Raw genomic sequence first — 12,354 nt, 5'->3', positions numbered from 1 at the left:
AGTTCGCCGAGCGCGTTCTCCAGTTCGACGCCGAGCAGGTGCGCATCGGCGGCCAGTTCGTCGAAGAACATCGCGCCGTGCCGTATCAGCGCCTCGTAGACGCGCTGCGCGCGCGCCGATAGTCCCGCGGTGTCGGTCGTTTCGACGAGCGCCATCCAGCGCGCCAGCTCACGGCGCGTAAGCAGCACCACCGGCGTGCTGCGTACCGTCGAAGCGGCCGCCGCACGCGCGGGCAGCCGCGCCCAGGCAAGCCGACCTGAGCGGCACAGCTCGTCGAGCAGCATGGGCGTGTAATCGTCGATACGCGCCGGCAGGATATCGTCCTCCCACGCGAGCGCCGAGGCTTCCCAGCCTTCGAGCTGGTCGAGTACGGCGGCCAGCGCGTCGCGGCCAGAGCCGCGCGAGCCGGGGGCCACGCGTTGCCATTCGAACAGGAAGCGCATGAAGTCGTGACGCTCGACCGGCTCGATTTCGCGCCGCAGCTTGCGCACCGTGTAGCGGTGGATACGCGCGAGCAGATGGCGTTCGCACCATTCCTCCTGGCCGCCGCCCATCGCTTGCGGCGTGAAGCGTCCGCGCATCACGGTGCCTTCGGTTTCGAGGCGCGTGAGCGCGAGCGCCGCCACGCTCGCCTCCAGCGCGAGCGGCCGCGCCACGTGCGCGATCGTGAGCGGTCCGAAGCCCGACAGTCGGGCGCGAATGATCTCGACCAGCGCCGCGTCCTCGGTCCACGTATCCGCGTATTCAGGCGGCGGCGTGAGCGGCGGCTCGCACTGCGCCTGGGGATAGATGGCCTGCACACACGCAAGCCGCTCGATGCCCACCCACAGCGCGTCGTGATCCGAGACCGGTAGCCGCGTTGCGCGGCCCGCCGCCGCCAGATCGGCGAGCCATGCGAGCCACTGCGGCGCCTGCTGCGCCTCGCTTTCGGCGAGAACGCCGAGGCTCGTGAGAGCGTCGTGCATTTCGTCGGCGTCTCGCACTTGCGGCCAGGCTTCTTCGCGCACGCTCGCAATCGCTTCGGGGTCGAGCGCGCCGAGATCGTCGGTGGATTCTGGGTCGCTCCACCGGCGCGACAGCACGGCCTGAGTACGCCGCTCTTCGATCGGGGCGTCGTCGAGGAACGCATAGGGGCGCGCGGTGAGGATTTCGGCCGCGAGCGCAGAGGGCGCGGGCAGTTCGCGCACCACGAGCTTCAGGTCGCCCGCCTCGATGCGCCGCAGCAGCGCGATCCATGCTTCAGTATCCATAGCGTCATGGAGGCAGTCGTCGAGCGTCTGGTCGACGAGCGGATGGCGCGGCACTTCACGCTCGCCTGCGATGTTTTCGACGCACGCCACCTGGTCGGGAAACACGGCCGCGAGCAAGTCTTCGCTGCGCATGCGCTGGATCTGCGGCGGCGTCTTGCGTCCGCTGGTCTGACGCGGCAGCGCGAGCGACGTGGTCGCATTCCAGCGCCAGCGCACGCCGAACAGCGGCGCCTCGAGCAGCGCCTGCACGAGCAGATGTTCTGCGGAATTCGAATGGAGATAGCGCCATACCTCGTCCAGCGCGAAGCTGTGCGCACCGGTGAGCGAGAGGATGATGGCGTCCTCGGTCGCGGCGGCCTGCAGCTCGAAGTTGAACTGGCGGCAAAAACGCTTGCGCAGCGCGAGACCCCACGCGCGGTTCAGGCGGCTGCCGAACGGGGTATGAATCACGAGCTGCGTGCCGCCCGCCTCGTCGAAGAAGCGCTCCATGACGAGCGTGTCCTGGGTGGGCAACACCGTGAGCGCGGCGCGGGCGCGCGCGAGATATTCGACGATCTGGCGCGCGGCGGCATCGTCGATCTCGAGCGATGTGGCGAGCGCCGCCGTGGCGCGATCGACCACGGCGGGCGACGCGGCGTCGTCCGTCGCGCCAGCGCTCGCGCTCGCATCGATCAGCGCGACTTCCACCTGCTTGCGCAGCCGCGAAATCGCGAACGAAAGCTCGTCGCTGCGTCCTGGCGCCTCGCCTAGCCAGAACGGAATGCTGGGCGGCTGCCCCTGGGCGTCTTCCACGCGCACGCGGCCCGCCTCGATGCGCAGGATCCGGTACGACGCGTTGCCGAGCTGGAACACGTCGCCCGCGAGGCTTTCGACGGCGAAGTCCTCGTTGACGGTGCCGATCTGCACGCCCTGCGGTTCGAGCAGCACCGAGTAGTCGGCGTTGTCGGGAATCGTGCCGCCCGACGTGAGCGCGACGAGCCGCGCACCGCGCCGCGCACGCAGTGTGTGGCTCACCACGTCGCGATGCAGGTAGGCGGCGCGCGGCCCGTGGCGGCTCGTGTAACCTTCGGCGAGCATGCGCAGCACGGCGTCGAACTGCGCGCGCTCGAGCGCCGCCCATGGCGTGGCGCGCCGCACGAGCGCATAGAGCGCGTCTTCTTCCCAGGCCTCGCAGGCCACTTCGGCGACGATCTGCTGCGCGAGCACATCGAGCGGCGCTTGCGGCAGCGCGAGGCGGTCGAGTTCGCCGCGCCTCACGCTATCCAGCAGCGCCGCACATTCGATCAGGTCGTCGCGCGACGTGGGGAAGATCCGTCCCTTCGGCACGCCGCCGACCTGGTGGCCCGAGCGCCCGACGCGCTGCAGGAAGCCCGCGATCGAGCGCGGCGAGCCGATCTGGCACACGAGATCGACGTCGCCGATATCGATGCCCAGTTCGAGCGACGCCGTCGCCACAAGCACGCGCAGATCGCCGCTCTTGAGCCGCTGCTCGGCGAGAAACCGATGCTCGCGCGCGAGGCTGCCGTGGTGCGCGGCCACGGCTTCGGCGCCCAGACGGTCGGTGAGATGGCGCGCCACGCGCTCGGCCATGCGGCGCGTGTTGACGAACACGAGCGTCGTGCGGTGCATGGCGACGAGTTCGGCCATGCGGTCGTACACGCGCTCCCACACGTCGTTTGCCATCACGGCTTCGAGCGGCACGGGTGGCATTTCTATCGCAAGATCGCGTTTGCGCGTATGGCCCACATCGACGATCTCGCACGCGGGCGGGTTTGCATTCGGATCTTGCGCCGCGTCGCCCATGCCCACCAGAAAGCGCGCGACGGTTTCGATCGGCTTTTGCGTGGCCGACAGCCCGATGCGCAGCAGACGCGCGCCGCACAACGCATCGAGCCGCTCGAGGCTCAGCGCGAGATGGCAGCCGCGCTTGTTGCCCGCGAGCGCGTGAATCTCGTCGACGATCACGCTGCGCGTGCTCGCCAGCATGCGGCGGCCCGATTCGGAGCCGAGCAGCACGTAGAGCGATTCGGGCGTCGTGACGAGGATGTGCGGCGCGCGTTTGCGCAGCGCCGCACGCTCGGGCTGCGGCGTATCGCCGGTGCGTACCGCGGTACGGATGTCGACCGGGGGCAAGCCAAGCCGCGCGAGTTCCTCGCCGATACCTTCGAGCGGCCGTTCCAGATTGAGCCGGATGTCGTTGGAGAGCGCCTTGAGCGGCGAGACGTAGACGACAAGCGTCGTGTCGGGCAGTGCGCCACCGTTCGCGAGGCCATCGCGCACGAGTTCGTCGAGCGCGGCGAGAAAGGCGGTGAGCGTCTTGCCCGAGCCGGTCGGGGCGGCCACCAGCGTCGCGCGCTGGCTCGCAATTAACGGCCATGCGGCGCGTTGCGCGGCAGTGGGCGCGTCGAAGCTGCGCCGGAACCAGCCGGCCACAGCCGGATGAAAGCGCGCGAGCACGTCGCTTTGCTCGCCGTCTTGACTGGCGGCGGCTGCCGGGGCGTGCGGATCGGATACGGGCGAAGGCGTAGTCATGCGGGCGGTGTGCGGCAAGAAAAGCGGCAGAGGTGGCGGCATTGCACGTCTGCCAGTCTCGCAGCTTTCGTGCGCGTCTGCCTGGCGCGGGGCGATGCGGCTGCTGGCGTTGCAGGGTGCAGGCAGGAATGTACGGCCGCCTTGCTGCGTTTCAAGCCGTGACGGCCATCCGGCAGGCGCGGCCCGAACGCAGTATCCTCGCCGCGTTGGACTTTCCCTCGAACCCACGACGGAGTCACACCATGCGTTACAACCCCCTGGGCCGCACCGGCCTGTTCGTTTCGGAACTCTGCCTCGGCACGATGACCTTCGGCGGTGGCACCGGCATCTGGAACCAGATCGGCGATCTCCAGCAGTCCGACGCCGAACGGCTCGTTGGCCGCGCGCTGGACGCGGGCGTCAATTTCATCGATACCGCCGACGTCTACTCGCAAGGCGTTTCCGAGCAGATCACCGGCCAGGCGCTCAAGAACCTCAAGATCCCGCGCGAGCAGGTGGTGATCGCGACCAAGGTGTTCGGCGAAATGGGCTCGTCGCCGAACGAGCGCGGCGCCACGCGCTATCACATCATGGACGGCGTGAAGGCGAGCCTGAAGCGACTGCAGCTCGACCACATCGACCTGTATCAGATTCACGCCTTCGACCCCGTCACCCCGATCGAGGAAACGGTGCGCGCGCTCGATACGCTCGTGCAGCAGGGGCACGTGCGCTACGCCGGCGTTTCGAACTGGGCCGCCTGGCAGATCGTGAAGGCGCTCGGCATTGCGCAGCGCGAAGGGCTCGCGCGCTTCGAGTCGCTGCAGGCTTACTACACGATCGCAGGGCGCGATCTCGAACGCGAACTCGTGCCGATGCTGGAAAGCGAGGGGCTCGGACTGATGGTCTGGAGTCCGCTCGCGGGCGGGCTCCTGAGCGGCAAGTACGGGCGCGACCAGCAAGGCGAGGCGGGCAGCCGCCGCACGACCTTCGATTTTCCGCCGGTGAACCGCGAGCGCGCATGGGACTGCGTGGACGCGATGCGGCCTATCGCGCAGGCCAAAGGCGTGTCGGTCGCGCAGATCGCGCTTGCGTGGCTGCTGCATCAGAAGGTGGTGACATCGGTGATCATCGGCGCGAAACGCGTGGACCAGCTCGACGACAACATCGCGGCCACGAAAGTGAAGCTCAGTGTCGAGGAGCTAGGCGTGCTGGGCGAGGCGAGCGGACTGCCCGCCGAGTATCCGGGCTGGATGCTCGCGCGTCAGGGCGAGCAGCGGCGCGCGCAGCTGCGGCAATCGCGGCAGGAAGAGGAATGACGCGGGAATGACGCGGGAACGAAGCTGGAATGAAAAGCGCCGGCGGTGGAAGCCGCCGGCGCGGTCTGGCCTGAAACTGGGTCGATCCGGTTGCCCGGCCGATCCGTCAGCTCGCCGCCGAGACCTTCAGATGGTTCTTCACCGAGGTCACGCCCGAGACGCCTTCCACGACCTGCCTGGCGTTATCGCGGTCCTCGGCGCTCGGCACGGTGCCGGTGAGCGACACCACACCCTTACGCGTCTTCACATGGATGTGCTCGGACTTCACGTTCTTCGCGCCGAGCAGTTCGGCCTTGACCTTGGTCGTGATGGTTGCATCGTCGACGTGCTGGCCCATGGACTCCGAACTGGCCGCGGGCGCGGAGCTGTTCGTCGTGGTCTGCGCACCGGCGAGAAGTGCGAACGTCATGCAAGCGGCGCCAGCCGCGGTCTTGAGGATCAGGATGCGCTTCATGGCTACTCCCTTTCTGGTTGTGGTCGCAGCTTCCCTCCGCAAGGTGCGTGCCTCGCCGCGCCGGTGCTCGCTGCGCACGCCGTTGAAAGCCTGCTGGAAGCCGTCTGCGCAGCCCACTATGCGGGATTGCGGCCGATTCACGCTGCCCGGTTTCCCCGACCGGCGCGCGCACAAATTTTTCCGCACCGTTGTAAAAATCTCCACGGTGGGGTCGGAAAAAGGCTCGCGTCGTAGGCGTTGCAAGTGCCGATCCCGTTTCAAAACAGTGCGTTGTAAAAACTGGCATGGCTGTTGCATGAGCGGTGTTACCACTCAATTCAACAAAACGGGATTGCCATGCCTTCCATCGCGTTACACGCGCGCCAGCATCTGGCGCTCACGCCGCGTCTTCAGCAGGCGGTGAGGCTGCTGCAACTGTCATCGCTCGAATTCCAGCAGGAGCTGCGCGAGGCGCTCGACACCAATCCGTTCCTCGAATATGTCCCGCCCGCCTCGGAGACCGGCGAGGCTGCCGAAGCGGCCGACGGCGCAGCGGGCATCGGCTCCGCGGCGGCGCCCGCGGCCGAAGTTCCCGCCATGGCGACCGAAGGCGCCGGCGAGTCCGGCCTCGACGCCGGCATGGCGCAGGAAGCGTCCCCCTACGCCGAGACCTCGTACGCCGAGGCCAGCTACGGCGACGAAGGCTCGGGCTACACCGCCGAGATGCCAACGCCCGGCGCGTTGCGCACGTCGAGCTATCGCGGCGGCGAGGATGGCGATTCCGAGGCCTCCGACTGGGTGCGCGTGCCGGTTACGCTGCGCGAGCAGTTGCACGAGGCGCTGCGCCTCTCGCCGCTCGACGACCTTGACCGGATCGCAACGCAGATCGTGATCGAGGCACTCGACGACGACGGCTACCTGCGTCAGGACCTCGCCGATCTCGCCGATGTGGAGGGCGCTGGCGACGCGCTCGACGAGGACCGTCTGCGCGTGGCGCTGCGGGTGGTGCAGACGCTCGATCGCCCCGGCATCGGTGCGCGCTCGCTCTCCGAATGCCTCGTGCTTCAGCTCGAGGCGATGCCGCACGACACCCCGCATCGCGAACTGGCCTTGCAGATCGTCTCGCAGCATCTCGAACGCCTCGCGCGCCGCGAGCACGGGGAGCTGCAGCGCCAGCTCGGCTGCGACGCCGCCTCGCTGCAGGCCGCGAGTGCGCTCGTGCGCCGCCTCGATCCGAAACCGGGCAACCACTATGGCCGCGCGGACGGCGGCTACGTCATTCCTGACGTGATCGTGCGCCAGGTGCGCGGCAAGTGGGTGGTGAGCGTGAACCCGGCCATCGAGCCGCGGGCGCGCATCCACAAGCTCTATGCGGAAATGTTCGCGCGCTCGGATCAGACGAGCCGCTCGCCGCTCGCTCAGCAGCTGCAGGAAGCGCGCTGGCTGATCCGCAACGCGCACAAGCGCTGCGAGACGATCCTGCGCGTGGGCGAGTGCATCGTCGCGCGTCAGAAGGCGTTCTTCCAGTACGGCGAAATCGCGCTGCGGCCTATGCTGCTGCGCGACGTCGCCGACGAATTAGGTCTGCACGAGTCGACCGTCTCGCGCGCCACGGGCAACAAGTACATGGCCACGCCGCGCGGCATCTTCGAGTTCAAGCGCTTCTTCCCGCGCGAGCTGGAGACGCGCACGGGTGGCACGTGCTCGGCGGCTGCGGTGCGCGCGCTCATCAAGGAAATGATCGACGCCGAAGATCCGCGCGACCCGCTTTCCGACGTCATCCTCACGCAGGAACTCGAAAAGCAGGGCGTGCAGGTGGCGCGCCGCACGGTCACGAAGTATCGGCAGATGATGAAGCTGCCAGCGGCCGAGATGCGCCGGCAGATTTGAGGCATGCGGTTTCTTCTGCGTGCCGGAAGACGGGGGGAGGTCAGCGGCGCGTGACCGGCGTAACGACACGTGTGGTAGCGCGTGGACCGCATGTGACGTTACGCGCGCCGCGATCGGCTATTTGTGGCGCACCCAGCGCAGGGCGAAGCGCCGCGCGTCAGCCGGAAGTGCGTGGCGCAATGCCGAGCCATCGCGCCACACGTCCTAGCGTGAGGCCGTTGCAGAGCAGATTCAGCAGGACGAAGGCAGCGGCCATCGCGGCCGCGAACGCGCGCGTGTCGGGCGAAAGCGCGTCGTTGCGCGCGACGCAAATCGCGAGCGTGAGCGTGACGGGCCCGCGCACGCCGCCCCATGCGATCAGCCATTGATGCGCGCGCGGCAACGGCTTGCAGATGCCAAAGCGGCTCAGCAGCGGCACGAAGATCGTGAGGATGCCGAATCGGCTCAGGGTGGCGGCCACCAGCGCCAGCCCGAGCGGGAGGGCGTCGCGCAGATGCAGCGTGTGCACCAGACCGGGCACGTGCGCTGAAGCGAGCAGAAAGACAGCGGCGGAGGCGATGCCAGCCTGGTACGCCCAAAGCTGGCGAAACAGCCCCTGGCTCGCGGCGCGCGGGCGTGTCCGCATGAGCTGGCTGGCCGCGAGACCCGCGCACACCACTGCGGCCACGCCGGAAACGTGAAGCCCGTGTTCCGCGGTCGGATAGAGCAGCGTGGGCAGCGCGAGCGACAGCGCGTACTCGGAAAAAGGCAGGCGGCGCAGCGCGCTCGACGTCGCCACGAAAAGCGCTCCCGCGAGCGCCCCAAACGTGCAGCCGCCGACGAGCGAAACGAGGAACGATGCGAGCGGATAGCCGTGGTTGTGCGCAGCGGTCGGCGCCAGCACCAGTGCACTCGTGAGGAGCGTGGAGATGGTGATAGCGGCGGCATCGTTGAGCAGGCTTTCGCCCTCAATCAGCCGGATCAGGCGTTCGGGCGCGCCGCTATTGCGAAAGAGCGCGATCACGGTGGAAGGATCCGTCGTGCTGACGATTGCGCCGAGCAGCAGGCAGACGATCAGGCTCTCGCCGCTACTGATCCACGTGGCGAGGCCAACGCCTGCCGCAGCGGCCACCACCGCGCCGATCGCGAGCAGAAGAATGGGCGCGAGATCGGCGAAAAGACCGCGCGTATCGACCTGCAACGCCGCTTCGAAGAGGATGGGCGGCAGAAATATCCAGAGATACGCCTCGGGCGGAAGCGATGTCGTGAGCAAGGGTACGACAGTCGAAGCGGTGAAGTCTGGGGCGAACTGTTGCAAGGCGAGGTAGCCCGCGCCGAGCAGCACGCCGGCGCTGGTCAGGCCGAACGAATCGGAGAGACGAAAACGCTGTGCAGCGGCGTGGCAGAGCGCAATGATGAGTAGCAGGATACCGGCGCGGATGGTGAATTCGATTGCAGTTTGCAAAGGCAGGACACTCCGTGGTGCGGTTGGGCGCCGGGAGCGGCAGTGCCCGCAACGCATCGATTCAGTATCTCGCTGCGTTGCAACTTTGCATGTTGACCCATATCAACTCGCTGCTGACCAGGTCATGACGGCGGCATTACGGTCTTTTACGTGTCAGATGAGATTCGCCGTGCGCGGCTAGCTCGCACCGACGCGCTCGATCAGCGCCACCGCTGCCGCCGGGTTGCGCTCCTTGAAGCCGCTGATGACGTATAGATACACGTCGCGGCCGGCCTTCGCGGCGAGCGGCTTCGCGTAGGTGGCGAGGTCGTCGGGTGTTTCGCCGCGCGACCAGGCGAGCGCGCGCTTCGCCCAGAGGTCGAGATCGGCGGGAGCATAGCCCTGCGGGTGATCCTGCGCGGTTCCCATGATGCGGGCATAGACGAACGGCGCGCTCGTATCGCCGATCAGCGGATAGTCCGAATCGCCGCTGATGACGATCGCCGCCTTGTGTTTGCGCGCGAGTGCGACGAATTCCGGCGTGCAAAAACTCTCGTCACGCACTTCGAGCGCGTGGCGCAGCGGGCGGCCTTCGGCCTCGTCCGGCAGCAGTTCGAGAAATCGTGCGTAGTCCTCGGGATCGAAGCGCTTGCCCGGCGTGATCTGCCAGTTGATCGGCCCGAGTTTGTCGCGCAGGTTCAGCACGCCGCCGCTCAGGAAGCGCTCGATCGTGGCCCCGGCTTCGGCCAGCACACGGCGATTCATCGCGAAGCGCGGGGCTTTCAGCGAAAACACGAAGTCTTCCGGAGTTTCATCGTGCCAGCGCGTGAAGCTTTCGGGGCGCTGCGCGCCGTAATACGTGCTGTTGATTTCCAGCGTCGAGAGATGACGGCTCGCATATTCCAGCTCGCGGCGCTGCGCAAGGCCGTCGGGATAGAACGTGCCACGCCACGGGGCATAGATCCAGCCGCCCACGCCGACGCGAATCCGGCCGTGCCGGGCTTTTGAAGTGGATGAAGGCGCCATTGGAAATCCGTCAGCGAAGCCGGGATGGCGCAGTGTAGCGCAGCACTGGCCGCGGCCGCTGGTTAGCGTGCCGATCTGAACCGCCGAGTTCATCCCGATTTTTAGGCATAGTCCGATATTTTCCTGTCCGCTGTGAGGCTACTTTAGTCCAGTTGTGTCAGATAACTTCACAGGGGCCATCAGATGTCTTCCCGTATATCTCCGGAACTTACCGATGTGCAGTGGCGCAGCATCGCGCCCATGTTTCACGAAATCCGTGTTGAAGGTCGCCGCCGCGGGCGCCCGGCGCACAATCCTCGTCGCGTTTTCGCGGGCATCCTTTGGGTACTGGCCACCGGCTCGGTCTGGTCGAAGCTGCCCGAGCAGTATCCCGATTTCCGCACCTGCCATCGCCGCTTCAAGCTGTGGTTCGACGCCGGTCTCGTGCATCACGCCATGGAGCGTCTGCACGGCGAGGAAGGCCTCGCCCTGTGCGCGGCCATGGCCGCACGCATGCAGCCGTGGCGCTCGCCGGCCGGCCGCAAGCCGCGCTTTCCGGTGGCGTCCTCGCTGCGCTGGCCACTCTCGCGGCCTTTCGTGGAGCGATGAGCGGGCAGCGCGCAGGTCTTCTGCGGCGGATCATCAGTCCGCCGCAGCATCAATTTCCCCCATCCTCCGCTCGCATGCGTGCGAACAGCGGCGCCCACCAGGGCTCGCGCGAGAATGCCGCGATTTCCACGTCGGTATTGAGATCAACGGTGCGCTCCCGTTCGCGCGCATCGAGTGGGTCCGCTTGCGCCAATTGTGCGGCGAGCACCTCGGCGCCGGCGTCGGAAGCGTCGCGCGGCCCATGCGCGCGTGCGTTCACACGCTCGGCGAGCCGCGCTTGCGGCGCGTGGAAGTTCAGGATCAGCATTGGCCGGTTCAGCTCACGCGCGAGCGCCGCAAAACGTGCGCGATGCGTTGCCTTGAGAAACGTTGCATCGACTAGCGCCGTGTAGCCCGCGTTGAGCACGTCGCGCACATGGGCGACGAGGCGCTCGTAAAGCGCATCGAGCGCGGCATGCGTGTAGGCGCTTGCCGGCAGCGCCTCGAGCGAGGGCGGGGCGAAGGGTTCGAGCCGCTTGCGTTCGAGATCGCTCGACACACGGATCGCCCCGCTCAATTCGGCGAGCGCGCGGCTCGCGACCGACTTTCCCGACCCCGAAAAGCCGTGGCAGAGCAAAAGCCAGGGCGCGGGCTCGCGCATGGCGCGCGCTTCGCTGGCCGCGAGCGCCAGGTAGCGCGAGGCGACGCCTGCGCGCGCTCGCGCATCGGACCGCGCGGGCGATCCCGCCTTGAGCGTCGCTACCAATGCCCGTACCAGCGCGCGATAAACGATATGCAGCCGCAACGCCGCGAGCCCCGCGAAATCGCCTGTCGCTTCGAGGTAGCGATTGAGCAGACGGTGGGCATAGGCGGAGCGGCCATGCGCGCGCAGATCCATCAGCAGGAACGCAAGATCGCAGGTCACGTCGATCCAGCGCAGTTCGTCGCTGAACTCGATGCAATCGAACATCAGCGCGTGCCGCCCGTACCGCACGATGTTGTCGAGATGCAGATCGCCGTGGCAGGCGCGCACGAATCCGTTCGTGCGGCGGCCGTCCAGGTGCTGCGCGAGACGTGCGAGTTCGCTTTCGCACGTCTCGCGCAACCCGGCGCGTGTCACTGCATGCGCGGTGCGCGGATCCGCTTCGAGGGGCGCGAGCGCCGCGAGCACCTGTTCGCGCAGCAGTGCTGCCGAGCCGAGGCGCGCTGCGGGCGCCATCGGCCCGCGTCCGGCCCGGTGCGCATGCCGATGGCTCGCGGCGAGGCTGGTTGCGGCTGCATCGATATCGTCCGTGCCCAGTTCACCGTGCGCGAGCAGGTTCGAAAACAGCAGACGCTGATCGAAGCGGCGCATACGTACCGCATAGTCGATGACTTTTACGTTGCCGCGCACGCCGCGTCTGGACCTGAGCCTGCAACGCCGACCGTCGAGAAATAGCTCGCCTGTGTCGCGATAAATCGGTCCGGCGAAGGGCGCATTCAGACGAATCTCAGCTTCGCAGCAGCGGAGCCGGGCATCGAGCCGCACAAAATTGACGAAGCCGAAATCGACGGGCTTCATGATCTTGTACGCGTACCGCCCGGCGAGATACACCACGGAAATATGCGTTTCGATGCGCACGATGCGCCCGGCCGGGTGCGCATACGTGGAGGCGCGCGAGAGCGCGGCGTCCACGAGGCGGCTGTGGCGCCGCGCTACGCGCTGGCGATTGGGGACATGGCGTGAGATAGGCGTGTCGGACATCGGCGTGGCTGTCGTGGGAAAAGAGGGCAACGGGGCGACAAGCGTCGGAACCAGCATAGCGCGAGCCAGCTCGGGAAGGCCGTTGCGCGGCATGTCAATGCCTTGGTCGAAACGGTCTGCATGGGCATCGGCGTCTTGTACCTTTTGTGCAATCGGGGGAGGCTGCGCGATACTGTCTAGTTCAACCCAACGGA

8 protein-coding genes are annotated in these 12,354 nt (G+C 67.3%); 3 read left to right on the top strand and 5 right to left on the bottom strand.

The window, feature by feature from the left end:
* The coding region (locus AB4Y43_RS23870) for a DEAD/DEAH box helicase (protein WP_368728935.1) at positions 1 to 3,782 on the bottom strand (3,782 nt) is incomplete at its 3' end.
* A 242-nt stretch (positions 3,783 to 4,024) separates the two neighbouring features.
* Between AB4Y43_RS23870 and AB4Y43_RS23865 the strand changes: the two genes are divergently transcribed.
* Positions 4,025 to 5,077, top strand: coding sequence for an aldo/keto reductase (locus AB4Y43_RS23865; RefSeq protein ID WP_368728934.1), 1,053 nt, complete (start codon positions 4,025 to 4,027; stop codon positions 5,075 to 5,077).
* A 106-nt stretch (positions 5,078 to 5,183) separates the two neighbouring features.
* Here AB4Y43_RS23865 and AB4Y43_RS23860 read toward each other — a convergent pair whose 3' ends face one another.
* Positions 5,184 to 5,531 (bottom strand): BON domain-containing protein, encoded by a 348-nt coding sequence (locus AB4Y43_RS23860; RefSeq protein WP_069261966.1) that lies wholly within the window; start codon positions 5,529 to 5,531, stop codon positions 5,184 to 5,186.
* 336 nt (positions 5,532 to 5,867) lie between these two features.
* On the opposite strand from AB4Y43_RS23860, the gene AB4Y43_RS23855 reads away from it, so the two are divergent.
* Positions 5,868 to 7,400 (top strand): RNA polymerase factor sigma-54, encoded by a 1,533-nt coding sequence (locus AB4Y43_RS23855; protein WP_368728933.1) that lies wholly within the window; start codon positions 5,868 to 5,870, stop codon positions 7,398 to 7,400.
* 157 nt (positions 7,401 to 7,557) lie between these two features.
* Here the strand turns inward: AB4Y43_RS23855 and AB4Y43_RS23850 are convergent, their stop codons facing one another.
* Both AB4Y43_RS23850 and AB4Y43_RS23845 read right to left on the bottom strand, forming a co-directional pair.
* Positions 7,558 to 8,844, bottom strand: coding sequence for a cation:proton antiporter (locus tag AB4Y43_RS23850; RefSeq protein WP_368728932.1), 1,287 nt, complete (start codon positions 8,842 to 8,844; stop codon positions 7,558 to 7,560).
* A gap of 177 nt (positions 8,845 to 9,021) precedes the next feature.
* Complete coding sequence (locus AB4Y43_RS23845; RefSeq protein WP_368728931.1) at positions 9,022 to 9,849, bottom strand: DUF72 domain-containing protein; 828 nt, start codon at positions 9,847 to 9,849, stop codon at positions 9,022 to 9,024.
* Positions 9,850 to 10,032: 183 nt separating this feature from the next.
* Here AB4Y43_RS23845 and AB4Y43_RS23840 point away from each other — a divergent pair, with 183 nt between their 5' ends.
* A complete protein-coding gene (locus tag AB4Y43_RS23840) occupies positions 10,033 to 10,437 on the top strand; it encodes a transposase (protein WP_083245038.1) in 405 nt (134 codons plus the stop codon).
* A gap of 49 nt (positions 10,438 to 10,486) precedes the next feature.
* On the opposite strand, the gene AB4Y43_RS23835 is transcribed toward AB4Y43_RS23840, so the two are convergent.
* Positions 10,487 to 12,160, bottom strand: a complete 1,674-nt coding sequence (locus tag AB4Y43_RS23835) for an AAA family ATPase (RefSeq protein ID WP_368728930.1) — start codon at positions 12,158 to 12,160, stop codon at positions 10,487 to 10,489.
* Positions 12,161 to 12,354 lie beyond the last annotated feature (194 nt).

The organism is Paraburkholderia sp. BR10872 (assembly GCF_040965835.1).
GTDB lineage: Bacteria > Pseudomonadota > Gammaproteobacteria > Burkholderiales > Burkholderiaceae > Paraburkholderia > Paraburkholderia nodosa_A.
The sequence above is the reverse complement of the archived record's forward strand: the minus strand, read 5'-3'. Positions and strand labels throughout refer to the sequence as shown.